This window comes from Mesorhizobium sp. ORS 3428, assembly GCF_001854785.1.
In the GTDB taxonomy this organism is placed as follows: Bacteria; Pseudomonadota; Alphaproteobacteria; order Rhizobiales; family Rhizobiaceae; genus Mesorhizobium.
In genome coordinates, this window is record NZ_MDFL01000170.1 from 1 (window position 1) to 23636 (window position 23636).

23 protein-coding genes and 1 tRNA gene are annotated in these 23636 nt (G+C 65.9%); 8 read left to right on the top strand and 16 right to left on the bottom strand.

Annotation, left to right across the window (positions count from 1 at the left end):
• Positions 1 to 285: 285 nt before the first annotated feature.
• The 13 genes from ORS3428_RS28730 to ehuB form a co-directional block, all read right to left on the bottom strand.
• Positions 286 to 1524: a DUF1501 domain-containing protein gene (locus ORS3428_RS28730; RefSeq protein WP_071101659.1), complete on the bottom strand. Its 1239-nt coding sequence runs from the start codon at positions 1522 to 1524 to the stop codon at positions 286 to 288.
• Positions 1525 to 1559: 35 nt separating this feature from the next.
• On the bottom strand, positions 1560 to 3020 hold the full coding sequence (locus tag ORS3428_RS28735) for a DUF1800 domain-containing protein (RefSeq protein ID WP_071101660.1): 1461 nt from the start codon (positions 3018 to 3020) through the stop codon (positions 1560 to 1562).
• Positions 3021 to 3138: 118 nt separating this feature from the next.
• On the bottom strand, positions 3139 to 3432 hold the full coding sequence (locus ORS3428_RS28740; protein ID WP_071101661.1) for a GCG_CRPN prefix-to-repeats domain-containing protein: 294 nt from the start codon (positions 3430 to 3432) through the stop codon (positions 3139 to 3141).
• Positions 3433 to 3541: 109 nt separating this feature from the next.
• The gene (locus ORS3428_RS28745; protein WP_071101662.1) at positions 3542 to 3988 is read right to left on the bottom strand and encodes a periplasmic heavy metal sensor; all 447 of its coding nucleotides are present in this window, start codon (positions 3986 to 3988) and stop codon (positions 3542 to 3544) included.
• A complete protein-coding gene (locus tag ORS3428_RS28750; protein ID WP_071101663.1) occupies positions 3985 to 4434 on the bottom strand; it encodes a hypothetical protein in 450 nt (149 codons plus the stop codon). Before ORS3428_RS28750 ends, ORS3428_RS28745 begins: the two co-directional genes overlap by 4 nt.
• 86 nt (positions 4435 to 4520) lie before the next feature.
• Entirely contained in the window at positions 4521 to 5063 is a 543-nt protein-coding gene (locus ORS3428_RS28755) for an RNA polymerase sigma factor (RefSeq protein ID WP_071101664.1), read from the bottom strand.
• Between the two features lie 45 nt (positions 5064 to 5108).
• A complete protein-coding gene (locus tag ORS3428_RS28760) occupies positions 5109 to 5537 on the bottom strand; it encodes an EF-hand domain-containing protein (RefSeq protein ID WP_071101665.1) in 429 nt (142 codons plus the stop codon).
• Positions 5538 to 5685: 148 nt separating this feature from the next.
• Positions 5686 to 5874 carry a YodC family protein gene (locus tag ORS3428_RS28765; protein WP_071101666.1) on the bottom strand — a complete coding sequence of 63 codons (189 nt, stop codon included), beginning with the start codon at positions 5872 to 5874 and terminating at the stop codon, positions 5686 to 5688.
• Between the two features lie 243 nt (positions 5875 to 6117).
• Positions 6118 to 6855, bottom strand: a complete 738-nt coding sequence (locus tag ORS3428_RS28770) for a GntR family transcriptional regulator (protein ID WP_083355337.1) — start codon at positions 6853 to 6855, stop codon at positions 6118 to 6120.
• Complete coding sequence (gene ehuA, locus ORS3428_RS28775; RefSeq protein ID WP_071101667.1) at positions 6852 to 7631, bottom strand: ectoine/hydroxyectoine ABC transporter ATP-binding protein EhuA; 780 nt, start codon at positions 7629 to 7631, stop codon at positions 6852 to 6854. Before ehuA ends, ORS3428_RS28770 begins: the two co-directional genes overlap by 4 nt.
• Complete coding sequence (ehuD, locus tag ORS3428_RS28780) at positions 7628 to 8287, bottom strand: ectoine/hydroxyectoine ABC transporter permease subunit EhuD (protein ID WP_083355338.1); 660 nt, start codon at positions 8285 to 8287, stop codon at positions 7628 to 7630. Before ehuD ends, ehuA begins: the two co-directional genes overlap by 4 nt.
• Entirely contained in the window at positions 8284 to 9012 is a 729-nt protein-coding gene (gene ehuC, locus ORS3428_RS28785) for an ectoine/hydroxyectoine ABC transporter permease subunit EhuC (RefSeq protein ID WP_071101669.1), read from the bottom strand. The genes ehuD and ehuC overlap by 4 nt, the downstream gene beginning before the upstream one ends.
• A 54-nt stretch (positions 9013 to 9066) precedes the next feature.
• Positions 9067 to 9924: an ectoine/hydroxyectoine ABC transporter substrate-binding protein EhuB gene (ehuB, locus tag ORS3428_RS28790; RefSeq protein WP_108723206.1), complete on the bottom strand. Its 858-nt coding sequence runs from the start codon at positions 9922 to 9924 to the stop codon at positions 9067 to 9069.
• Positions 9925 to 10136: 212 nt separating this feature from the next.
• Between ehuB and ORS3428_RS28795 the strand changes: the two genes are divergently transcribed.
• Genes ORS3428_RS28795 through ORS3428_RS28820 form a run of 6 tightly spaced genes read left to right on the top strand, consistent with a single transcriptional unit; the run spans position 10137 to position 17578 of the window.
• On the top strand, positions 10137 to 11339 hold the full coding sequence (locus ORS3428_RS28795; RefSeq protein ID WP_108723207.1) for a M24 family metallopeptidase: 1203 nt from the start codon (positions 10137 to 10139) through the stop codon (positions 11337 to 11339).
• 11 nt (positions 11340 to 11350) lie between these two features.
• Positions 11351 to 12538 carry a M24 family metallopeptidase gene (locus tag ORS3428_RS28800; RefSeq protein ID WP_071101671.1) on the top strand — a complete coding sequence of 396 codons (1188 nt, stop codon included), beginning with the start codon at positions 11351 to 11353 and terminating at the stop codon, positions 12536 to 12538.
• A 17-nt stretch (positions 12539 to 12555) separates the two neighbouring features.
• On the top strand, positions 12556 to 13812 hold the full coding sequence (locus ORS3428_RS28805) for a sarcosine oxidase subunit beta family protein (RefSeq protein WP_071101672.1): 1257 nt from the start codon (positions 12556 to 12558) through the stop codon (positions 13810 to 13812).
• Positions 13813 to 13825: 13 nt separating this feature from the next.
• Positions 13826 to 14122 carry a sarcosine oxidase subunit delta gene (locus ORS3428_RS28810; RefSeq protein WP_071101673.1) on the top strand — a complete coding sequence of 99 codons (297 nt, stop codon included), beginning with the start codon at positions 13826 to 13828 and terminating at the stop codon, positions 14120 to 14122.
• A complete protein-coding gene (locus ORS3428_RS28815; RefSeq protein ID WP_071101674.1) occupies positions 14119 to 17061 on the top strand; it encodes a sarcosine oxidase subunit alpha family protein in 2943 nt (980 codons plus the stop codon). The genes ORS3428_RS28810 and ORS3428_RS28815 overlap by 4 nt, the downstream gene beginning before the upstream one ends.
• Positions 17054 to 17578 (top strand): sarcosine oxidase subunit gamma, encoded by a 525-nt coding sequence (locus tag ORS3428_RS28820; RefSeq protein ID WP_071101675.1) that lies wholly within the window; start codon positions 17054 to 17056, stop codon positions 17576 to 17578. Before ORS3428_RS28815 ends, ORS3428_RS28820 begins: the two co-directional genes overlap by 8 nt.
• Positions 17579 to 17754: 176 nt before the next feature.
• Here ORS3428_RS28820 and ORS3428_RS28825 read toward each other — a convergent pair.
• Positions 17755 to 17830 (bottom strand) — tRNA-Thr (locus ORS3428_RS28825).
• A gap of 344 nt (positions 17831 to 18174) precedes the next feature.
• Here ORS3428_RS28825 and ORS3428_RS28830 point away from each other — a divergent pair.
• Positions 18175 to 19365 (top strand): hypothetical protein, encoded by a 1191-nt coding sequence (locus tag ORS3428_RS28830; RefSeq protein WP_071101676.1) that lies wholly within the window; start codon positions 18175 to 18177, stop codon positions 19363 to 19365.
• 248 nt (positions 19366 to 19613) lie between these two features.
• Here ORS3428_RS28830 and ORS3428_RS28835 read toward each other — a convergent pair whose 3' ends face one another.
• Complete coding sequence (locus ORS3428_RS28835; RefSeq protein ID WP_071101677.1) at positions 19614 to 21218, bottom strand: cisplatin damage response ATP-dependent DNA ligase; 1605 nt, start codon at positions 21216 to 21218, stop codon at positions 19614 to 19616.
• Positions 21219 to 21453: 235 nt separating this feature from the next.
• A complete protein-coding gene (locus ORS3428_RS28840) occupies positions 21454 to 22464 on the bottom strand; it encodes a ligase-associated DNA damage response exonuclease (RefSeq protein WP_071101678.1) in 1011 nt (336 codons plus the stop codon).
• Positions 22465 to 22570: 106 nt separating this feature from the next.
• Here ORS3428_RS28840 and ORS3428_RS28845 point away from each other — a divergent pair, with 106 nt between their 5' ends.
• A complete protein-coding gene (locus ORS3428_RS28845) occupies positions 22571 to 23488 on the top strand; it encodes a methyltransferase domain-containing protein (RefSeq protein WP_071101679.1) in 918 nt (305 codons plus the stop codon).
• The last annotated feature ends 148 nt before the right edge of the window (positions 23489 to 23636 follow it).

Consider the following 23636-nt stretch of genomic DNA (forward strand, 5'->3'; position numbering starts at 1 on the left):
CTCGACTGCCTGCCCAAAGAATCCTTTCTCAGGCCAACTTCAAGTCCCAAAAAGCCATATGCGATTCCCCTGCCCACGAGGGGGAGATTGGATGTCACGGGGGGCTTTCGCCAATCGCCAGTGTCGCACCATGTTCAACATCGCTGGAGTGAGTGCGGCGCCGAAGCTGCCAATCTCCCCCAAATGGGGGAGATGTCCGGCAGGACAGAGGGGGCGCGAAGGATCGCGACGATGCGTGTTCTTATTGACCGTGCTGGCGCCTGTCATCGATGAACAAGGTCAGCGTCACACCACCAAACTCCGCATCGGCTTCACCGCCGCCGAGTCGGGAAACACCTTGTCGCCGAGTACCGTGACCGACAGCCCGAAATGATCGGCGAGCAGGCCCTTCAGCACTGCGCGCACATCGCTGGTCGGCGCGAGGTCGCGGCCTTCGTAAAGCTGAGCCGGCTTGAGGCCTGGCCAGTCGGCGATGACGCGGCCGCCCTTGATCGCRCCGCCGGCAAGCAGCATCACCGTGCCGGTGCCGTGATCGGTGCCGACAGTCCCGTTGATACGGGCGGTCCGCCCGAATTCGGTGATGGCGACAATCRCCGTGTCATGCCAGCGCTCGCCGAGTCCCTTCTCGAATTCCTCGAAGGCACCGTCGAGGCCGCCGAGCAGGTTGGCGAGCCGCCCCGTGGCGCCGCCTTCGTTGACATGCGTGTCCCAGCCGTCGAAGGCGAGTGCGGCGATGCGCGGTCCGTCTTCGGCCGCCATCAATTTCGCCGCGCCTTGTGCGGACTGGCGCATGCCGGCGGCATTGTCGAGCCCGCCCCTCAGTTTCATCGCTTTGCCGCCGAGCTGGTCGCCGAGCGCCATCCGTTCGGCGTCGAGCCCTTTCCGCAGGGCTGCCGCGAGCACCGGATCGCGGTGGGTATAGAGATCAAGCACACGCTCCGCCAACGCATCGCCGGGCATGGGCAGAGCCTGCGGCGCCCAGCCGAGCACCGGCGCGGTCCCTCGGATCACCAGCGGCGTCGAGGGTCCGATCGCGAGCCCGCCGGCCTTCGCCACCCGGTCGCCCGCCGGCAGGCCGGCGAGCGCCCGGTTGAGCCATCCGGTGGTGGYATTGCCGGGACCGGGCAGGCCGCTCTCCAGCACGTCCTGGCCGTCGAAATGCGAACGGTCGCGGTAGCCGGTCGCGGCCGCGTGCACGACTGCGGCCTGGCCCGCCTTGAACAGGCGCGCAAACACCGGCATGGCCGGATTGAGCGCGAAGAAACCGTCGAGCGGCAGTGCCGGCTTCGGGCCTGACAGCGAAAGCGCAATATCGCCATGCAGCCCGGCATAATCGGGGTCGCCGACGGGGCCCACCGTCGACAGCCCGTCGAGCGCGCCGCGCAGCACGATGACGATCAGGCGCGGGTCGCGCTTGTCGGCGGCGCGCGCGAAGCGCGGCAGATAGGCCCAGGCAAACAGCGCGCCGCCGGTCATCAGCACGGCGCGGCGGGAGGGATTGGGCGTTTCACAAAGAAGGCTCATGGCCGCATCTCCATCACTGTTCACCGGCGTTGGAACTATCTTCGCTGGAACTCCGGCGCCATCAGCAGCAGAGCCAGCCCCTGTTGTCTGGATTCGGCGCGCGCGATCGCCTGGCGCGTCTCGGCCGAGGCGGAAGCACCGACGAGCGCATCGAGAAGGTCATTGGGGTTGCCGACGTCGCCCGCCTGTTGTGCCGCTTGCCAGGCAATGTCGAGGCGCGTCCTAAGCCCTTCGGCCGAAGCCCAATTGTCGGTCCGGTCGGGAAAGCCGTTCGGCCCGGGCGGCTGCCAGAGCGGCTCTCCGAGAACCTTTAGCCAGCGAAGCGTCCGTTGCGGCTCGTCGCCAGCGGACAGGCCGATTGCCCGCCTGACAGCGACCACATAGTCGAAGGGCGAGCGCAGCTTGGTGAGCGGCATCGACCAGGCTTCGGGCATGTCGACCAGGGCAAGCGCAAGCGAGCGCAGGTCGCCGTCCGTCTTGGTGAAGACCTCGGCGAGACGCTCGATCGCCGGCGGCGGCGGATCGTCCGCGATGAAATGCCGGGCAAGCTTGGTGGCGATATGCCGCGCGGTCGCCGGATGGCTGGCCATGTCGTTGAGCGCAGCCTCTGCCTGACCCATGCCGCCGGCCGGATAGGTCTTGCCGAGCAGCTCAGCCTTGCCAGGCTGGTGCGCATTGGCATTGAAGACGAAAGAGCCGGGCTCGCCGAGCCGGCCCTCCCGTCCGGCCATCGTCCAGCCGGTGAGCATGCCGGCGAAACTGGTGACGTCGGCTTGGGCATAGCCGCTGCCGACGCCCAGCGTGTGCAGTTCCAGGATCTCCCGGGCAAGATTCTCGTTGAGGCCGCGTCCGCGCCTTTTGCCGGCGCGGGAATCCGGGCCGATCGATTGCTGGTTGTCGAGATAGAACAGCATCGCCGGATGATGCTCGACCGCAAGCAGCATGTCGGCGAAGCGGCCGAGCACGAAAGGGCGGATCGCTTCGCGTTCGAAAGCGCCGGCACAGGCTCGCACCATCTGGCCCTTGGCGACCGAGACGCAGAAATGGTTCGACCAGAAGCCGACCAGCCGTTCCACGAAGCCGGCGTCGGCGGYGAGCGCCTTGTTGAATCGTGCTTGCGCGTCGGCGCGGTAGATGTCGGCCTCGACCGGCGGGACGGCTGGCCTCTGCGGTGCGGTCTCGGCCGCGCCGGCCGGCGCATCCGTCATCGCCGGCACCGTGGATGCCTCCGGCACGCGCTCCCTGGCAGCCCTGCGTTCCGCATTGGCCGCCATGCTCGCCTGGATGGCGGCTGTGCTGTCCAGCAGCCCGGCATTCGCCGGATCGTCGGTCGAGATCAAGCCTATGTCGGGCTGCCTAAGCTCCGCCTTGAGATAGCCGCGCGCATCACAGGCGATCTTGCCGAGATCGTCCGCAGCTTTTGCGCCGAGCCCGAAACGGTTGAGCGCGACAAGTGCCGGATCGGGCGGAGCGGCATTTGGAGCGGCAACAGCCATGCGGGCCTCCGTGGCGAAAGTCGGGCCGCCGCACTTCGCGTCGGCCTATCGGTCCTGCGGGTTCAAGCCTGTCGCGCGGTGCCGGCGGAACGTCGACACCGCGAGGCCAATCGGCGCCTTACCAGCGGTGCCACCGATGCCAGCCAGGCCCATAGCGGAAGTACAAGCCCGGGCCGCCCCAATACGGGCCGCCCCAATAGTAATAGCGCGGGTAGATGATCACTCGGCGGTTGGGAACGCAGCGTCCCCACCGGTTGGGGTGCCAGCCGGGGCCGCAGCCCCAGGCTACATGTTCCACCAGCGCCGGCGCCGGCGAAACCGGCGCCACCGGCATTGCGGAGGCTGCGCCTGCCGCGATCGTTCCGCCGAGGGCAAGGGCGGCGGCGACCGAATATTTCGTCAAACCGTTCATGGGATACTCCGAAGTTCATCGCGGTTGAAACCAACCTGCTTGCATTGCGCGGCAGCAGGCGCGTCCCTCTTTCCGTTGAACGGAGGTGACCCGTAGATTCCGTCGTTTGTCAGGGCGTATTTTTTGCCGCGACCGGGCGCTGCCTGCCGACATGGCGCAGCAGGGCTTCGGCCAGCAGGCGCCGATCCTCGGGCGAGCTCGAAGCGGCGAATTGGACGATGCGCTGTTCCAGCCGGGCGCGGATGGTGGCGTCGGCAGCGCGCGCGCGCTCCAGCGCGGCGGTCAGCGCGTTCGCGTCCAACGTCGGTTGCTGAAGCAGGTTTGCCGCCTCGCGCCTTGCCTRCTGTCCGTCGAGGATGATTGCGCGGGACTCGCGACGAACCTCTCGCAGCGCCTGGCGGAATGCCTTGCGGTCGTCGGCGGGAAGCTGCCCGCCAGCCGATTCCAGCGAATAGCCCACGCCGGAACGGCCGATCAGCCAGCCGGCGCCGGCGGCAACAGCACCGATCAGAAAGACATTCAGCACCAGCGATGYCGCGAAAAGACGAGCGCTCATAGGTCCTCCGTCTCGGCGTCGGGACCGGCATCGCCGAACGACGTTGCATTGGCGTCCATCACATAATGGTCAGACGATAGGTCGGGGGTGACGACGCTGACCAGCGCCAGCCCGGCGACGGCGCCGGCGAGGCCGGCTCCCGCGAGCCCGAAGCCCAGCCACCAGAGCCGGCGATGCCGTCCCTGCCGGAGCGGCACCTCGGCCCTGGCAACGATCTCGCCATGGAGTGCCCGGCCGGGGGCTTCGACGTGGTGACGGTCGAGGATGGCGTCGAGCCTGCCGGCGCGCCCAAGAATGGCGCGGCCTTCTTCCGTTTCGGCGAAAAGCGTCGCGCCAGGCTGCTCGGCCTGCGGCCAGCGATGCAAGGCGCTGCCATAGGCATCCGCCAGCGCGGCGAAGCGCCGGGCATCCATCGGCCCGTCTGCCACTTTGCGGTTCTCAGCCATCTCTTTTCCCCTTCCGTCGTCTCGACGTAGCCCCCCACGCCCCAAGGATCGCCAATGCCCGGGAGATGGCCAGGTCCAGCGCTGCCTCAGTCATCGTCGTCATCTCCGACGAGCATAGCCTGCAGTGCGCGACGCCCCCGCGCGAGCAGGCTTTCCAGCGCATCGACGCTGACCTGCATGGCGCTGGCGGCCTCGATGTTGGACATCTCCTGATAATAGACCAGCACGATCGCTTCGCGCTGGCGCGGCGCGATGCGCTGCAGCGCCCGCTCGACGCGCCGGCTGTCGTCTCCGGCAACAGCGTCGGGAAGCGGCGCCTCATCGGCCACCTCCGGCAGTTCGTCCGTCGTCCATTCGCGGYCGCGCCGCAGCCGGTCGTAGCAGAGGTTGAGCGCCACGCGATGGATCCAGGTGTCGAAACGCGCGCGGCCCTGGCGCCAGGCGGAGGCATGGCGCCAGATGCGCACAAAAGTCTCCTGGGCGACGTCCTCGGCCTCGCCGGAGTCGCCCAGCATGCGGGTGGCTAAAGCCAGGATGCGCGGCAGCTTGCGCGCCACCATCGCCCGCACGGCCGCGGCGTCGCCGGCACCGATGCGCCGTACCAGTTCCTCGTCCGGATCYGCGCCCATCAGCCTGGGCGCTCCCGTGTGTCATTGTGCTGCATAACCTCTCGGTCATTGCTCCTCATTGGGAGCGGTTTTGTGGCCCGCCCGTTCGTCGGCGCTGAGCACGCCGTCGCCGTTCTTGTCGAGCTTCGCGAAGCGCTTGGCGAGGAAGGCGTCGAGCTCGGACTTGTCGACGAAGCCGTCCTTGTTGGCGTCCATTCGCGCGAAGGATTTGGCGGGGTCTCCTTTGGCCTTGCGCTGGGCCTGGTAGGCCGTCCACTCGGCGAGGCTGACCTTACCGTCGCTGTTCGTGTCGGCGGCCATGAAGGCCTTCTCCCGGCGCGCCTCGTAGGTCGCCAGCGTAACGCCGGGTTTGGTTGGGGCGGGAGCCGGTGCCGACGGGGCCGGCACGGGGGCAGGAGTTGGTGTCGTCGTCTGGGCGGCTGCCGCGGTGGTCTGCAAGCCAAGGGCAACGGCAAATAGGGAAGGGCGGATCATGCTTTCTCGTCTCCGGCTGGCGTGCGGCCACTGGCGGCCGCGCTTCAGCCGTTAAACGCGGTGACAGAGAAAATCCGTCGGTCGTTCCGCCATGCGAGGTCGGCGAGTTTGCGGCGCTGGAAAGCTACCTTCAGCGCGCGCGGGAAAACTATTTCCGTTCGTCCACCATCATCAGCTGGTCGGGCTTGAAGCCGGCATGCTGCGGGGTCCAGACGTCACCCTCGCGATTGAACCAATGGCACAGATACATGCCCGAGGCCGCGCCGTCGCTCACTGTCATCTGCGGGCCTCCGGATTTCAGCCTGACGATGTCACCGGTCTTGAAGCTGTTGGGCATTTTGACCTCCTATGCTGAGGTCAAGATTTTCCCACCAAACTACGTCCTCAACAATAGTCGAGATGCRTCGGCTGCGTGGTACAGGGCAGAGAACRCAAGGAATGCTGAGCTGCCTGCGAGAACAAAATTCAAATCCGGAAGTGCATGGCGACGACGACGCCAACAACAAGCCCCATTTTGTCGCGCGCAATCTTCAAACTCCGCAAGGCAAGCCTGAATGCACACTAGGTCGTCCAAGCGCGATCAAGCCTTCGGATTGCGCGAACCCTCGCTGTCGTCGTTTCGGTGCAGCATCATACGCCGGAAGCTCATCGAGATATGCGCCCGCCTGATGTGCCCGATCGAAGCCCAGTCGCCGATCTCGRCCGCCGCGAGCACCTCCGCGATTTCACGGCGGAACGCGGTGAACTCCTCGACCAGCCCAAGCCGCGGCATCATCTTCAGGACGACCCGTGCAACCTGGATATACAGTCGCTCGCTGATGTCGCGTAGCGGCTGGTTGCCGGTCATCGCGCTGAGTTCGTAGAAGAAATCCATGTTGAGGCGCAGGAAAGCACGCTGATCCGGACTGCGGATATGGGCGTCGCAGCGCTCCTTCAACGCGCGTATGCGGTCGAGATCGGCAGCGGTGCGCGGGATCGGCGACAATTTGCCGATCAGCTCCGCCAGTTCCATGCGCAGATGGTAGACCTGCTCCAGTTCCTCGATGTCGACGTCGGTGACGATCGTGCCCACGCCGTGGACGGACTGGACGAGGCCTTCCGACTCCAGCCGCGCCAGCACCCGCCGGACCGGTGTCCGGCTGACTTCGAATTCCTGCGCGAGCTCTTCTTCGGAGAGATGGCTGCCGGGGGGATATTCCAGGAGGCAGATACGGTCGCGCAGTATCCTGTAGATGCGTTCCGACCTCTCCCGTGYCGAAGGTGGTCGCGTTAGACCTGTCGTGGCCTGCTCTGTCACCGCATCGTCGTTGCGGATCATCCCGCCTCCAGTACCGCGCGCAGGAATTGCCGCGTCCGTTCGTTCTTCGGCGCGCCGAACAGCTCGCCCGGAGGTCCCTGCTCGCAGATCTTGCCCTGGTAGAAGAAGCAGACCCGGTCGGAGAATTCCTTCGCGAAACCCATCTGATGGGTGACCATCAGCATTGTGAGGTCATGCTCCCGCCCGATCTGCCTTATCACCTGCAGCACTTCGCCGACAAGTTCGGGGTCGAGCGCCGACGTCACCTCGTCGAACAGCATGATTTTGGGTCGCATGGCGAGCGCCCGCGCGATCGCCACGCGCTGCTGCTGCCCGCCGGAGAGCTGCGACGGATAATGATCCTTCTTCTGCGACAGCCCGACCATGTCGAGCAGTTCGGCCGCGCGCGCCTCGGCGTCGGCGCGCTTCATGCCGAGCACCGTCATCGGCGCTTCGATGCAATTGGCCATCGCGCTCATATGCGGAAACAGGTTGAACGACTGGAAGACCATGCCGATCTTGGCCCGCACCCGCCTGATGTGGCTGAGATTGGCGGGAACCAGCTTGCCGTCTTTCTGCATATGCGTGAGCGGTTCGCCTTCGACCCAGATGACGCCGTCATTGATTGTCTCGAGCGTCATCAGCATGCGCAGCACTGTCGTCTTGCCGGAGCCGGAAGGCCCGATGATAGACACCTTCTCGCCGCGCGCGATGTCGAGGTTGAGTCCGTCGAGAACAGTCAACGCGCCGTAACGTTTGGACACATTGTCGAAGCGCACCATTGGCTTCTCTGTCATGGYGATGTCCTCCGGTTGAGCAGGCGTTCGAGAAAACGGATGATTGCGGCCGACACCAGGCTCATCACCAGGAAGAACAGGCCGACCAGCGTCATCGGCTCGGTGTAGCGGAAAGTGTCGGAGCCGATGATCTTGGCCGTCTGCATCAGTTCGAGAACGGCAATGGCCGAAAGCAGCGGCGTCTCCTTGAACAGCGCGACCAGGTAGTTGCCGAGCGCCGGAACGATCGGCGGAATGACTTGCGGGATGATGATGTCGCGAAAGGTTGCCCATTGCGGCAGGTTGAGCGCGATCGACGCCTCCCACTGCCCGCGCGGAATGTTGTCGAACCCGGCGCGATACACCTCGGAGCAGTAGGCGGCGTAATGAAGCCCGATCGCGATCACGCCGGCGGTGAAGGCATCGAGYACGACCCCGAATTTCGGAAAGACGAAATAGAGGAAGAAGATCTGGATGAGCAGCGGCGTCGAGCGAATCAGCTCGACCAGCACCGAGATCGGCCAGCCGGTCCACGGGATGGCGATGCGCACCAGGGCGAGCACCAGRCCGAGGAGCGCCGCGATCACGAAACCGATCAGTGTCGCCTCGACGGTGATGATCGCGGCGCTTGCCAGCGTCGGCAGGATTTCAAGCGTGAAAGACCAATCCCACATCAGGCGGCCCTTCCTCGTGAGAGTCCCGCGGATGCCCGCTGCTCGAGYAGCCTCATGCCGATCGTGATCACCAGCGACATGGCGAGATAGATCAGAAGCACCAGCGTGAAGATGGGAACGGTTTTCAGCGTGCTCTGGTTCATTTGCTGCGCCTTGAAGGCGAGATCAGTGAGCGTGATGAGCGACACCAGCGCGGTCGATTTCAGGAGCTCGATGAACAGGTTGCCCCAGGGCGGGATCATGGCGATGAAAGCCTGCGGCAGGATGATCCTGCRCAGCATCTGGGCACGGCTCATGTTGAGCGCGATCGACGCCTCCCACTGGCCGCGCGGCACCGCTTGGATCGCTCCGCGCACCACTTCCGATCCGTAGGCCCCGACATTCAGGCCCAGGGCCAGCACGGCCACGGTGAAGGCATCCATCAATATGCCGAATTGCGGCAGCACGAAAAACAGCCAGAAGAGTTGCACAAGCGCGGAGGTGCCRCGAAAGATCTCGACATAGACCGTCGCCAGCCAGCGCAGCGGGGCCGGTCCGTAAAGGCGGGCAAGCGCGGCCAGCACGCCCATCACCACGGCAAGCACGCTGCCAAGCAGCGCGATTTCAATCGTCAGCTGTGCACCCTCCAGCAGTCCCGGCAGGAACAGGCTGTAGGAACTCTGCGTGGCGAGCACGCCRATCACCGCCAACGCGACAACMAGCATGCCAACGAGCGTGCGGATGCCCATCTGCCTCTCCGAAGAAAAAAGGCGGCGCCGGAGCGCCGCCCGGAGTTGGGACTTTTACTTGCCGGCRCAGAGCTCGGCGGTCGTCTTGTTCGGCAGATAATCCTTGCCGAATCCGAACGGCTCGACCAGGGCGATGTGCTCGGGCGAGMCGATGAACTTCTTCAGCTCGGCGTTGAAGGCCTCTTGCAGGTCGGTATCTTCCTTGCGGAATCCGAAGGCGCCATGGCCTTTCACCGACTTTCCGTTCACCTCGCCGAACGGCTTGGTGGATTCGACGCCGTCGGCCTTCTTGGCCATGTCGGCGATCGACAGCGCCGTCAGCGCGGCGKCATCGGCACGACCCGACTGGACCGCGGCGACCAGGCTTGACTGGTCCGGCAGGACCACGAGCTGGGCTTGAGAGACGCCGGCATCCTTTGCCTCTCCCCCTTCGACAGCTCCCGCCATCACCGCGAGCTTGAGGTCGGAATTGTCCTTGAAGGTCGAAAAGTCCTTCACCTTCTTCGGATTGCCCTTCGGCACAAGCATCGCCGCGCCGATGCCGTAGGACGGTTCGGAGAAGTTGATCTCGGCGCAACGCTTGGGATTGATGAACATGCCGGCGGCGATGATGTCGAAGCGTCCGGCCTTCAGGCCCGGGATCAGCGAGCCGAACTCGGTCAGCACGCCGTCGACCTGCTTGATGCCCAGCTTGGACAGCACCGCCTTGGCGACTTCCGGCGCCTCGCCGGTCAGCTTGCCGTCCGGCGTGGCGTATCCGAACGGCGCCTCATTGGCGAAGCCGACCCGGATATAGCCGTCCTTCTTGGCGCGCTCCAGCGTCGTCTCGGCATGCGCGATTCCAATGCCGGACAACATGACAAGCCCTGCGCCGAGTCCAAGCGCGGTGCGGCGCGAAATTCTGATCGTCATCATCTTGCTCCCATTTTTGCGAAACCGCCGCTTATTCCGACCCCTTTTCGGACTTCAGTGGCTTGAACGCATGGTTGCAGATTTTTCGCCGCGTTTCAATAGATGTGCACATCAATGCTCTGCCAAAAACGGAAAATCCTTGACATGATCGAAATCCAAGGCCGATATTGGCGACAGTTGTACACAACATGCCTCATGCGAAGGYGAGCAAAATGAAGCTGCGGGGCATCGGCTCCGGAGGGGGAAATGTGCTGGACAAAAGCAACGGCGAAGTTGTCGCGCCCTATTTCGAGAGCGAGGAATTCGATCGGCGCCGCGACGCCGTCCGCCATGCCATGGCTGGGCGCGGCATCGACACGCTCCTCGTCTCGGCGCCGGAGAACATCTTCTATCTGACCGGGCTCGATCACTGGGGCTACTTCGCGCCGCATATTCTCGTCGTCCCAGCCGACGGCGAAATGATCCTGCTGACGCGCGCAATGGAAAAGGTGACCATTGCCAACCAGGTCAGGAATGCGCGCTTCGAAGGGCACCATGACGGCGAGACGGTCGCCGACCTTTTGGGGCGCGTGCTTTCCGGCAGGCTTGGCTCCGTCGGCATCGAGTCGTGGTCGTCCGGCCTGCCGCACGGGCTCGCGGAAGCGCTGAAAGAGCGGCTGACCGCCGCGCGCTGGGTCGACGCCTCCGGCATCATCGACGACATCCGCATGGTCAAGAGCGCGGCCGAGCAGGCCCTGATGCGGGCCACGGCGAAGGTGTCCGACGCTGGCGCGCGCGCGGCGATCGAAGCGATCGCGCAGGGTGCCAGCGAGCGCCATGTCGCCGCGGAAGCCGAGCGCGCCATGATCGAGGCGGGCGGCACGTTTCCCGGCTTCGGGCCGTTCATCCGTTCCACCCGGCGGCTCGGCGAGGAGCATACGACCTGGACGAGCGACCGGTTCGGTGCCGGCGATGCGGTCTTCCTCGAACTGACCGGCTGCATCGCCCGCTACCACGCGCCTCTTGGTCGCCTTATCCATCTGGGCCACGCCTCGAAGGAAACCTACGAGATGGCCGCGCTCACGGCCGACGCCTTCGCGGCGGTGGTCGGCGCGATGCGGGAGGGCGTTCTGTTCCGCGACGTCTATGCGGCCTGGCAGGGCGTGGTCGACCGCGCCGGCCTCTCGCATTACCGTCGGCATCATTGCGGCTATGTGGTCGGCATCGGCCTGCCGCCGAGCTGGACCGGCGGCAACAAGGTTACGGGGCTGCGCCGCGACAGCGACATCGTGCTCAAGACCGGCATGAGCTTCCACGTGCTCTCCTGGCTGATGGGCACCGGCCGCGGCGATTTCTTCATGTCCAACGCGGTCCTTATGGGCCCCTCGGGCGCCGAGGTGCTGACCAGGACGCCCTCGGACGTGACCGTGCGCTGAGGAAATTGGCGATGCAGTTCGGCAGCAACAACACGCCGTTCGAGCGGGAGGAATTCGCAGTCAGGCTGGCGAAGACCAAAGAGCGCATGGCTGAGGCCGGGCTCGACGCGCTCTATGTGTCGGAGCCGGCGAACCTCAATTACCTCACCGGCTATGACGGCTGGTCCTTCTATGTCCACCAGGGCGTGCTTGTCGTCCAGGAGATGGCGTCTCCGGTCTGGATCGGGCGCGGCCAGGACGTCAACGGCGCGCGGCTGACGACGATCCTGCCTGAGGAAAACATCATCGGCTATTCCGACGACCATGTGCAGTCTGACGCAAAGCACCCGCTKCAGGCCGTGGCGCGCGTGATGCGCGAGCGCGGGCTCGAGCGCGCACGGATTGGCGTCGAGGCGGACTCCTTCTATTTCACGGCGAAGTCGCTCGATGTGCTCAAGGCGGAACTGCCCAACGCGCGCTTCGTCGATGCCGGCACGCTGGTCAACTGGGTCCGCGCGGTGAAGTCGCAGGCCGAGATCGGGCTGATGAAGCAGGCGGCGCGCATCGCCGAAAAGACGATGGCGCGGGCGATCGAGGTGATCGGCCCCGGCGTTCGCCAATGCGACGCCGCCGCCGAAATCCTCGCGACCGCAACGCAGGGCACCGAGGCCTTTGGCGGCGACTACGCCGCGATCGCGCCGCTGATGCCGACCGGCGTCGGCACCTCCTGCCCGCATCTGACCTGGCGCGATGCCCCCTTCGCCTCGCCCGCCGGCACCACAGTCGAGATCGCCGGGGTCAGGCACCACTACCATGTGCCGCTGACGCGCACGATCTATCTCGGCACGCCGCCGGAGAAGATGCGCAAGGCTGCGGACGTGGTCGTCGAGGGACTGGAAGCCGCCCTTACGGTGGCAAAGCCGGGGGCCGGTTCGCGCGACGTGCACGCCGCATGGACAAAGGCCATCGAGCGGCACGGCTTCTTCAAGGATTCGCGCTGCGGCTATTCCATCGGCCTCGGCTACCCGCCGGACTGGGGCGAACGGACCATCTCGCTGCGCTCGATCGACGAGACGGTGCTCGAGCCGAACATGACGATCCACTTCATGCCGGGCCTGTGGCTGGACGATTGGGGCATCGCCATTTCGGAGTCGATCCGCATCACCGAGACAGGCGTCGAAGCCTTCTGCAATTTTCCGCGCCGTCTCTTCGTCAAGTAGAATCCAAGAAGCCACCAATGCGCCGCTATTCGGCCCTCTCCATCCTTGCCAACGGGCTTGCCGGCCACAGGCACTGGCAGCGCGCCTGGCGCGCGCCGGAGCCGAAACGCTCCTATGACGTCGTCATCGTCGGCGGCGGYGGCCACGGGCTGGCGACGGCCTTCTATCTCGCCGAGAACCACGGCATCCGCAATGTCGCGGTGATCGAGAAGGGCTATGWCGGCGGCGGCAATGTCGGCCGCAACACAACGATCGTGCGTTCCAACTACCTGCGCGACGGCAACACGCAGTTCTACGAATTCTCGATGAAGCTGTGGGAAGGCCTGACGCATGCGCTGAACTTCAACGTCATGTTCTCGCAGCGGGGCCAGATCGTCACAGCGCACTCGGCCGACCAGCTCGACTTTTTCGCCTATCGCGCCAATGTCATGYGGCTGAACGGCATCGACGCCGAGATCCTGAGTCGCGACGACGTCCGGCGCCTTGTGCCCTATCTGGACTATTCCGACACCGCGCGCTTCCCGATCCATGGCGCCATCATGCAGGGCCGCGCCGGCACGGCGCGCCACGATGCCGTCGCCTGGGGTTATGCCCGCGCCGCCGACGGCCACGGCGTCGACATCATCCAGAATTGCGATGTGACGGGCTTCCTGCGCGAGGGCGAAAGGATCGTCGGCGTGGAGACGGCCAGGGGCCCGATCGCCGCCGGCAAGGTCGGTCTGGCCGTGGCGGGACATACGTCGGTTCTCGGCCACAAGGCGGGTCTCGAGCTGCCGATCGAAAGCCATGTGCTGCAGGCCTTCGTGACGGAGCCGCTGAAGCCGATGGTCGACCACGTCGTCGCTTACGGGGCCGATCATTTCTATGTCAGCCAGTCCGACAAGGGCGGGCTGGTCTTCGGCGGCAATCTCGACGGCTACAATTCCTACGCCCAGCGCGRCAATCTCGGCGTCGTGCGCGAGGTCGCGGAAGCGGCGATAGCGCTGATGCCCTGCATCTCGCGGGTCAGGCTGCTGCGCCACTGGGGCGGCGTGATGGACATGACGCCCGACGCCAGCCCGATCATCTGCCCGACTCCGATCGACGGGCTCTACCTCAACGGCGGCTGGTGCTACGGCGGCTTCAAGGCGACGCCGRCATCCGGCTGGTGCTTCGCGCACACGATCGCGACCGGCAAGCCGCATGCGCTCAACGCCGTCTACAGCCTCGACCGCTTCCGCACCGGTCGCACGCTCGACGAGGCCGGCGTCGGCCCGTTCGCGTGGCTGCAATAGGGGACGCCGAGACATGCTGCGCATTGACTKTCCCTGCTGCGGCCCGCGCGACCATGACGAGTTCCGTTATGGCGGTGACGCCTCGGTCATCCGCCCCGCCCACGACGATGCGGATCCAGAAGCCTGGTATCGCTATGTCTTCGTCCGCAAGAACCCGGCAGGATTGCACCGCGAACATTGGCAGCACGTTCTCGGCTGCCGCCAGTGGCTGATCGTTGAGCGCGACACACGCAGCCATGCAATCGCCTCGGTCGCTCTCGYCCGGAAATCGCCTCCCGGCAAATCCTCTCCCAGGAAATCGCCTCAATGAGTTCCAACTCCAAACGTCTGGCCGAGGGGGGCCGCATCGATCGTGGACGGCCGCTCGAATTCAGCTTCGACGGCCGCAGTCTCGCCGGTTTCCAGGGCGACACGCTGGCCTCGGCGCTGCTCGCCAACGGCGTGTCRCTCGTCGGCCGCAGCTTCAAATACCACCGGCCGCGCGGCACCTTCTCGGCTGGCGCCGAGGAGCCCAATGCGCTGGTGACGCTCGGGACCGGCGCACGGCGCGAGCCGAACCTGCCTGCGACAATGCTGGAGCTCGCCGACTGCATGGTCGCCGAGAGCCAGAACCGGTGGCCTTCGCTCGCCTTCGACGTGCAGAGCCTCAACAGCCTGTTCGCGCCGTTCCTGTCCGCGGGCTTCTACTACAAGACCTTCATGGGTCCGACCCGCCGCGCCTGGATCGTCTACGAGCATTTCATCCGCAAGGCGGCAGGGCTCGGCAAGGCCGGCATGGAGCCAGATCCCGACCGCTACGAGGTTCRCCACGCCTTCGCCGATGTCGCCATTGTCGGCGGCGGGCCGGCAGGCCTGTCCGCCGCGCGCGCCGCGGCGAATGCCGGGGCGTGGGTGGCGCTGATCGAGCAGGATTTTGAGTTCGGCGGACAGCTTCTGTCGGAGCGCCCCGGGTCGGAGGCTRCCGCCTGGCTGAAGGCATTGCAAGCCGAACTCAAGGGCTTCGGCACCGTCACCCTCAYGGCTCGGACGACTGCCGTCGGTCTTTACGACGGCAAGGTGCTTGGCCTTGTCGAGCGGCGCGACGATGCGCGGGGCGCCGGCCAAGCCCGCCAGGTGTTCACGATGTTGCGCGCCGGCGCGATCGTCTTTGCYGCCGGCGCCATCGAGCGGCCGCTGGTGTTCTCGAACAACGACCGGCCCGGCGTGATGCTTGCGTCAGCGGTCAGAACCTATGTCAACCGCTTTGCCGTTCTGCCCGGAAGAAAGGCCGTGGTCGCAACGACGAATGACGGCGCCTGGCGCACGGCCTTCGATCTTGCCGCGGCAGGAGCTGAGGTCACTGTCGCGGATCTGCGGGCTGCGGTTCCGCCCGCCCTGCAGGCGGAAGCCTCGCGCCTCGGCATTGCGGTTCGCGCCGGTACGCACATTGCCGACCTGCGCGGCGGCCGTGCGGTCAAGGCCGTCAGGCTCGCCGGATCAGGGACGGACACCGAGGTCGACTGCGACCTAGTTTGCGTTTCCGGCGGCTGGTCGCCGACGGTCCATCTCACCTCGCAGCTCGGCGTCAAGCCTCTATATCGCGAGGATATCGACGGCTTTGTCCCCGGCCCCTTCGCGGCCGGCCAGTTCGGCGCGGGGTCCGCCGTCGGCGGCTACACYACGGCGGAAGCGATCGAGACCGGCCATCGCGCCGGCATCGAGGCGGCCTCCTATTGCGGCAAAACGAAGCCTGTGCCGGCCGCGCTCCAGCTTCAATCCGCGGAGCTGGCCGTGGCTGCGTTCCGTGATGTCCCGCCGGCGCGAGGCAAGGCGTTCGTCGACTACCAGATGGACGTCACCACCGGCGACATCGCGCTCGCCCATCGCGAGGGCTACCAATCGGTCGAGCATCTGAAGCGCTACACCACGCTCGGCATGGGGACGGACCAGGGTAAGACCAGCAATTTCCCGGCGCTCTCGGCGATGGCGGTCCTGCGCGGTGCAACAATCCCGGAGACGGGCACGACCACCTTCAGGCCGCCTTACACACCGGTCGCGATYGGTGCGCTCGCAGGGCGTGCTGTCGGCCATCATTTCAGGCCGATCCGCCGCACGCCGATGCATGACTGGCACATCGCCAACGGCGCCGACATGCTGGAAGTCGGCCTCTGGATGCGGCCCTATTTCTATCGCGGCGCCGGCCGCGACGTGAACGAGGCCTATGTCGCGGAGATGCGTTTCACCCGCGAAGCCGCCGGGCTGATGGACATCTCGACCCTCGGCAAGATCGACATTCAGGGTCCCGATGCCGCGACGCTGCTTGACCGCGTCTACGCAAACGGCTTCGCCAAGCTGCCGGTCGGCCGCGCCCGCTACGGCGTCATGCTGCGCGACGACGGCATTGTCTTCGACGACGGGACAACGACTAGGCTTGGCCAGCAGCGTTTCTTCATGACCACATCGACCGCCAAGGCGGCCGACGTGATGTCGCGACTGGAGTTCCTGCTCGACACCGCCTGGCCGGACCTGCGCGTCGCCGTCACCTCGGTGACGGACGAATGGGCGGCGATGTCGGTCGCCGGACCGAGGAGCAGGCAAGTTCTCGCCGCCGCCTTCCCGGCGCTCGACCTCTCCAACGAGGCTCTGCCGCATATGGGCTTCATCGAGGGCGAGTTCGACGGCCGCGCGCTGCGCATCATCCGGTTGAGCTATTCCGGCGAGCGGGCCTACGAAGTCTATGTCGGCGCCAGCGCCGGCGAAGCGGCCTGGTGCCGGTTGATCGAGGTCGGCGAGCCGTTCGGGCTGAGACCCTACGGGGTCGAGGCGCTGGGCGCTCTGCGTGTCGAGAAGGGCCATGTCGCCGGCCCCGAAATCGACGGCCGCACGACGCTCGACGATCTTGGGCTTGGCCGCATGGTAGGAAAGCGGTCGGGCTTCGTCGGCGACGTGCTTCGCCGCCGCCCTGTTCTTGGCGAACCGAACCGGCAGCGCCTGGTCGGGCTGAAATGCATCGAGGCGGGAACACGCCTGAGCGGCGGCGCTGTTCTTTTCAAGCAGGGCGAAGCCCGGCAGGGGCATGGTCGCGGCCGCATCACCTCGGTGACCTACAGCCCCACTCTCGGAGAGTATGTCGGCCTTGCCTTGCTTGCCGGCGACGTGGCGATCGGGGACGAAGTGGTGGCGGTCCACACGATGAAGAACGAGGCCGTCCGCGCTCACGTCGTCTCGCCAGTCTTTCTCGATCCGGAGGGAGAGCGGCTCCATGGCTGAWACCATATCCGTCGAGGCTTGCACGATCGTCCAGGTCGAGGCCTGGCCCGAAACGCAGGCGGAATTCGGGGCCGAACTGTCGCGCCAGTTGGGCGCCGCGCTGCCGGCGGCCTGCGGCGAGGYAGTGCCCGTCGGCGGATGGCTTGCGGTTCGCATCGCGCCGCGCCGCTTCTGGCTGATCGCGCAGGACGGATCGCAGCCGCGCCTGACGATCGATCCCGCCCTCGGCTGTTCGCTATCGCTCGGCGAAGGCAGGATGCGGCTCAGCCTCAGCGGGCCGCGCACCTTCGACATCCTCAAGGCCTGTGTCGCGATCGACTGGGATTCGCCGCAGGYGGGGCCGGGCAGCGCGCTGCAGACCGGCTTCCATCACGTACCGGTGCTTCTCCTGCGCACAGGGGCCGATGCCTGCGACATCATTGCGCCGCGCAGCTTCGCGCAAAGCCTGGTCGATTGGCTCACGGATATAGYCGCGCCATACGACGGGCGAGCTCACGGGAACAGGCATACGGCCTAAGAGCCGGCGTGCTCCGAACTGGCGCCCGTTGGGCAGCCATCCAGATCGACTCCCTGGCGCAGCCCACGCTGTTTTCAYGGGCCTGCGCTCGCCGATGCGGCCGCRCAATGCGCTGGGCGAGGCTCTTCCATACGACTCGAGAGCGAACGAACATCAGACTGCGGATGCTGGGAAACTGGTGCCGCTTGCGTGACTCGAACACGCGACCCCATCATTACGAATGATGTGCTCTACCAACTGAGCTAAAGCGGCCCGGGAAGCGACGGGCTTCCAAGATGCGCCGGTTGATAGACTCAACCGGCAGCTAATTCAAGATGGGTGGCGGCGAAATCGAGCGCTCATGCGGCAATTCCTGTCGACCGCTGTGGCAAGGCACCCTCCGGCGACGGCCGCGGCGGCTCACCGGCCGGCTGGGCGCGGGCATCCGGTCGCCCGAGCTGATCCGGCCTCGGTGACAAAAATGTTGATTCTTCAACAAAAAACGCCGAAATGGGCTTCGGATGCGTCGGCTATCCAGCCGCCCGCCCGTTGATTGATTGGTCGCCTGCGGCTATCGATCGAGCAAGTGTGAGCGAACGCGCGCAGAGGGAGCTCGCTTGGACGCAATCGAAAAAGCGATCCGCAACGCCTTCGAGAAAGGCAATGCCGAGGACCGGGCGTTCCGCGAGAAGGTCTATCGTTCGGCCTTTGCCGCGCTGGACCGTGTCCTGCAGGCCAATCCGAACGTGACGGTTGAGGCCGCCATCAACCGCCGCAAGGCGGTGCAGGCCAAGATCGCCGAGATCGAATCCGAATTCCTGCCGGCCGTGCCGGACGTCACGCTCCCGCAAGAGATCGGGACGCCCGCCGGCAACGCCGCGCCCAAGGTCGAGACGCAGAACCAGTCTTCCGCGCCGTCGGTGGAAGCGCCGAGGGGGCCGACCCAGTCGGCGCCGTCGCCGTCGATCACCGTCGACGGTCCGGTGCAGCCGGACGCTTCCGACGCGCCGCGCTCGCGCGTGCTACCGGTCGTGCCCGACATCATGCCGGACGAGGCGTCGCTTCCCGACGCGCCGACCCTCGACGATTCGCCGGGGGCGCCCGTCGGCAACGGCGCCGAGGTAGCTCCCGATCGCGACGAGCGGCGGATCAGGGGGCGGCGACTGCCGCTGACGGGGATCTTCGTCGCCGCGACGCTGATCGCGGCCGCCGGCATCGGCCTCTACTTCGCGAAGCAGACCGGCGTCTTCAAGACGGCGGCCGAGCTCAACACCGCTCCGCCGGAACCGACGCCGACGCTGGAGAGCGAAGACTCCTCGCCGCCGGCCGGCAGCGGCTCGCCGCAAAAGCCGGGCGAGGCGGACCAGTCGAAGAACTGGATCAATGTCTTCTCGCCCAGCGATCCGACCCGTGTCAGCACGCCGTCCGACGCCGGCGCCGACGTGATGAAGGACGACACAGGCCAGTTCCTGCGCATCCGTTCCGGCGCGTCCGGCTCGGCCATTGCCTTCGACGTCGGGCAGGGCGTGCTGCAAAAGCTTGCCGGCAAGCACGCGATGTTCGACATCATCGCCCGCTCGGAAGAGGGCAAGGAGACGCAGATATCGGTCGACTGCAATTTCGGTGAATTCGGCGATTGTGGCCGCAAGCGTTACGCGGTCGGCCAGCAGCGCAACGAGTATCTGTTCGACGTGAAGTTCCCGAACAAGCAGCCGGGAGCCGCCGGCACCATCGCCATCAACTCCGACTTCGACAAGCAGGGCAAGTCCGTCGACGTCTACGAGATCCGCGTTTCGATCGCGGAGTAGTTTCGGAACCGGCCAGCAAAATGGCTTAAGTCGGCGCGGCCCCTCATCTGCCTGCCGGCATCTTCTCCCCGCAGAACGGGGAGAAGAGCGCTATCATCGCTGCTTTCGCCAATCGCCTGCGCTGCAGGAATCGCGCCGGAATTGCGGCCAGCGTCTTTCTCCCCGTTCTACGGGGAGAAATGGCAGGCAGGGCAATGAGGGGCGGCGCCAGCGCTCGCAATTATGGCGACGAAGCGGTCTATTCTCGATTAGGCAAGCGGATCCAGCAGCGCCTGCAGGGTCTCGATGCGGTCGGCCTCGGCGGCCGGCTTGTCCCAGCGCAGCCGCGAGATGCGGGGAAAGCGCATCGCGACGCCAGACTTGTGCCGCGTCGAGCGGTTGAGGCCTTCGAACGCCACTTCCAGCACCAGGCCGTTCTTGCGGTCGGCGCGCACCGAGCGAACCGGCCCGAAGCGCTCGATCGTGTTGTCGCGGACATATTTGTCGATCTGCCGCAGTTCCTCGTCGGTGAAGCCGAAATAGGCCTTGCCGACCGGCACCAGCTCTTCGGCGCCTTCCGGCCCGGACCAGACGCCGAACGTGTAGTCGGAATAGAAGCTCGAGCGCTTGCCATGGCCGCGCTGCGCATACATCAGCACCGCATCGACGGTGTGCGGATCGCGCTTCCATTTGAACCAGGGGCCCTTTGGTCGGCCGGCGAGATAAGGCGAATCCCAGCGCTTCAGCATCACGCCTTCGATGATCGGATGCGGCGGCGCCTGCCTCAGCCGCTCGAGCGCCTCCCAATCGCGGAATTCGACCAGCGGCGAAAGATCGAAGCGGCTGGGGTCGAGCGTCCTAACGAAGGCTTCGAGCCGGGTGCGGCGCTCGGCGAAGCGAAGGCTGCGCAGATCCTCGCCGCCGATCTGCAGCGCATCGTAGCAGCGCATGAAGGCCGGATATTGCTGTTGGACCTTCAGCGACACGCTCTTGCGGTTCAGTCGCTGCTGCAGGTCGGAGAACGTGCCCGTCGCCTCGCGCGGGTCGCCGACCAGCAGCTCGCCGTCGAGGGCCGCCTCGAAATCCATTGCCGCGGTAAGGTCCGGGAAGGCGCCCGAAACATCGTCGCCGGTGCGCGAATAGAGCCGGCGGACGCCGCCTTCGCACACCGCCTGCACGCGGATGCCGTCCCATTTCCATTCCGCCGCGTAGTCGGCCGGATCGAGCTTTTCAAGGTCACCGTCGTCGACCGCATTGGAAAGCATCACCGGCCGGAACAAGGCGAGCGCCGCACTCTTCGGCTTTTCCGCCCGGCGTTCCAGCCACGCAAACAGCTCAATGTAGGGCGGCGTCAGCCCGTGCCAGAGCTCTTCGATCTCGGAGACGTCGACCTGGCCGAGATCGGCCAGCGCCTGCTTGGCGAGCCGCGCCGAAACGCCGATGCGCAGGCCGCCGGTTACCAGCTTGATGATGGCGAAACGCGCCGAGATGCTGGCGCTGTCGAGGAGCCTGGCGAGCACTTGCGGGCCGTCGGAGCGGCTCGCCGCCTGCAGCTTGCCGACCACCTCGGCCAATGTCGGCGCATGATCAGGGATGTTGTCGGGCTGCGGCCAGACCAGCGACACCGTCTCGGCGAGGTCGCCGACATAGTCGTAGGAATAGCCGAACAGCACCGGATCCATACGTTCCACCACCAGGGCGCGCAGCATCGCCGGCTTCACCGCAGCGATCGAAAGATCGCCGGTGATCGCCGCCAGCGCCAGCCCGCGGTCCGGGTCCTCGACGCTGCGGAAATAGTCGGTGAGCAGCCTCAGCTTGCCGTTGCGCGACGGCATCAGCACCAGCCGGTCGAGGAGTTCGGCGAAGCGGTTCATGGGGGCGGCAATGGGTGGACTTGGCGCTTCGGCACACCCCCCTCTGGCCTGCCGGCCATCTCCCCCGCAAGGGGGGAGATTGGCTGTTTCGGGCCTGCCGCATATCTTGCAACGCTGACAGCTGGCGAAAGCCGTCGCGACATCCGATCTCCCCCCTTGCGGGGGAGATGGCCGGCAGGCCAGAGGGGGGTGGTAAGGATCGCTACGCCAGCGATTACAGGATCGAAAGGCACCATCAATCGCCCTCGTCCTCGTAGCCCACAAGGTGCAGCGGCCGGGCGGCGATGCCTTCGAGTTCGCACCAGCGCACCAGCGCCTCCTCGCGTCCGTGCGTCACCCAGATCTCTTCCGCACCAGTCTCCTTGATCGTGGCGATGAGCTCGTCCCAGTCGGCATGGTCGGAAATGATCAGCGGCAGCTCGACGCCGCCTTGCTTGGCGCGCTGGCGGATGCGCATCCAGCCCGACGCGAAGCAGGCGATCGGGTCGGGGAAGCGCCTTGCCCAGCGGTCGGCGAAGGCAGCCGGCGGCCCAACGACGATGGCGCCGGTGAAATCTGCCTTGCCGCCGCTCTCCACAGTCGCCGGCTCGAGACTTCCGAGGTCGATGCCCTGGCTCTGGTAGTATTCGCTAAGCTTGGCCAGCGCGCCGTGGATATAGATCGGCCGGTCATAGCCGGCGTCGCGCAGCAGCCGCATCACGCGCTGCGCCTTGCCGAGCGCATAAGCGCCGATCAGATGCGAACGTTCGGGAAATTGCGCCGCCGATTTGAGCACCCGGCCGATCTCCTCGCTGTCCGGCGGATGCCGGAAAACCGGCAGGCCGAAGGTCGCCTCGGTGATGAAGACATCGCACCGGATGGGCTCGAACGGCAGGCAAGTGGCGTCCTGCTGGCGCTTATAATCGCCTGAGGCGACGATGCGCATGCCCTGGTGCTCGACGGCGATCTGCGCCGAGCCCAGCACATGCCCGGCCGGATGGAAGGTGACAGAGACGCCGTTGAGATCGATCGTTTCGCAGAGGACTGCTGCCTGCGTCGTTCCGGCAAAATCCCCGCCGTAGCGCAGGCCCATGATGTCGAGCGTCTCTTGCGTCGCGAGCACCGAGCGATGGCCGGAGCGGGCATGGTCGGAATGGCCGTGCGTGATCAGCGCCCGGTTAACCGGCCGTACCGGGTCGATGAAGAAATCGCCAGGCGGGCAGTAGAGCCCTTCCGGTCGTGGCTTGAGCAGGTCGCTGGCGCGCATGGCTTGAAGATAATGGCAAAATTCGGCGCGGGAAGCCTGTTGCAAGTGACTGCTGACTCGTCCTACAGCCGGCCTCCGGCTCGAATGCCGGTGGGACCATTCGACCATGAAACCGCTTCAGGCCTCGTCCGGCGACTTGAACGCCGACCGCCGCGCCGACTTCGCCGAAATGCTGCTCGGCTCAGGCGAGCCCGCGCAGGCGGCGGAGCTTCTGCTTGGCGCACTGGAGCTTGCGCCGCAATGGGCACCGGGATGGTTTCGCCTGGGCGAAATGCAGGAAGCCGCGGGTTTTCACGACCAGGCCGCGCAGGCATGGACGATGGCGTTGAAGCTGGATCCGGCGGACCGGCTGGGCGCGGCGCTCAAGCTGCAATTGATCGGCCATGCGCCGGCGGCAGCGGCTCCGCCCAGCGCTTTCGTCGAGACCCTGTTCGATCACTACGCCGACAATTTCGAGGAAGCGCTGGTCGAGAAACTGGGTTACCGCATGCCGGATTTCCTCGACCGGGCCATTCGCATGCTAAGGCCTGGCCGTTTTCGGCTGGCCCTCGACCTCGGCTGCGGCACCGGCCTGATGGGCGAAAGGCTGCGCCCGATCGTCGATCGGCTTGAGGGCTACGACATCTCGGCCAGGATGTTGAGGAAGGCGCGCGCCAAGGGCATCTACGACCTGCTCGCCGAGGCCGACCTTCAGCACTTCTCTCACACCGGCGCGAAGGCCGACCTCGTGGTCGCGGCCGACGTGTTCATCTATGTCGGCGCGCTCGAACGCATTGCCGGGGCCGTCGCCGAGGCACTGGCCGATGAAGGTGTGTTCGCGTTCTCGGTCGAGACGCTTGCCAGCGGCGATGATTTTACCCTGCTGCCGTCACGGCGTTATGCGCATTCGGAGGCCTATGTGCGGCGCGTCCTTGGCGCCAGTGGTTTTTCCGTCCTCTCGCTGGAGAGCACCACCATTCGCCATGACCGCGGCGAGCCGGTAGGAGGCTTGGCTGTCGTGACCCGGAAAGGCCATGCGGTATAAAGGATCATCAAACGCAGCGTTCCTTCACACCCCCCTCTGGCCTGCCGGCCATCTCCCCCGCAAGGGGGGAGATCGGATGTCGCGGCGGCTTCGCCAATCTCCAGCGCCGCAGGAAGAACGGCAGGCTGAAGCTGCCAATCTCCCCCCT

Coding starts and splice junctions, on each gene's coding strand:
- ORS3428_RS28740 (WP_071101661.1), bottom strand. CDS start 3,432: ATGAACGGTTTGACGAAATATTCGGTCGCCGCCGCCCTTGCCCTCGGC.
- ORS3428_RS28750 (WP_071101663.1), bottom strand. CDS start 4,434: ATGGCTGAGAACCGCAAAGTGGCAGACGGGCCGATGGATGCCCGGCGC.
- ORS3428_RS28760 (WP_071101665.1), bottom strand. CDS start 5,537: ATGATCCGCCCTTCCCTATTTGCCGTTGCCCTTGGCTTGCAGACCACC.
- ORS3428_RS28765 (WP_071101666.1), bottom strand. CDS start 5,874: ATGCCCAACAGCTTCAAGACCGGTGACATCGTCAGGCTGAAATCCGGA.
- ehuA (WP_071101667.1), bottom strand. CDS start 7,631: ATGACAGAGAAGCCAATGGTGCGCTTCGACAATGTGTCCAAACGTTAC.
- ORS3428_RS28795 (WP_108723207.1), top strand. CDS start 10,137: ATGAAGCTGCGGGGCATCGGCTCCGGAGGGGGAAATGTGCTGGACAAA.
- ORS3428_RS28835 (WP_071101677.1), bottom strand. CDS start 21,218: ATGAACCGCTTCGCCGAACTCCTCGACCGGCTGGTGCTGATGCCGTCG.
- ORS3428_RS28840 (WP_071101678.1), bottom strand. CDS start 22,464: ATGCGCGCCAGCGACCTGCTCAAGCCACGACCGGAAGGGCTCTACTGC.
- ORS3428_RS28845 (WP_071101679.1), top strand. CDS start 22,571: ATGAAACCGCTTCAGGCCTCGTCCGGCGACTTGAACGCCGACCGCCGC.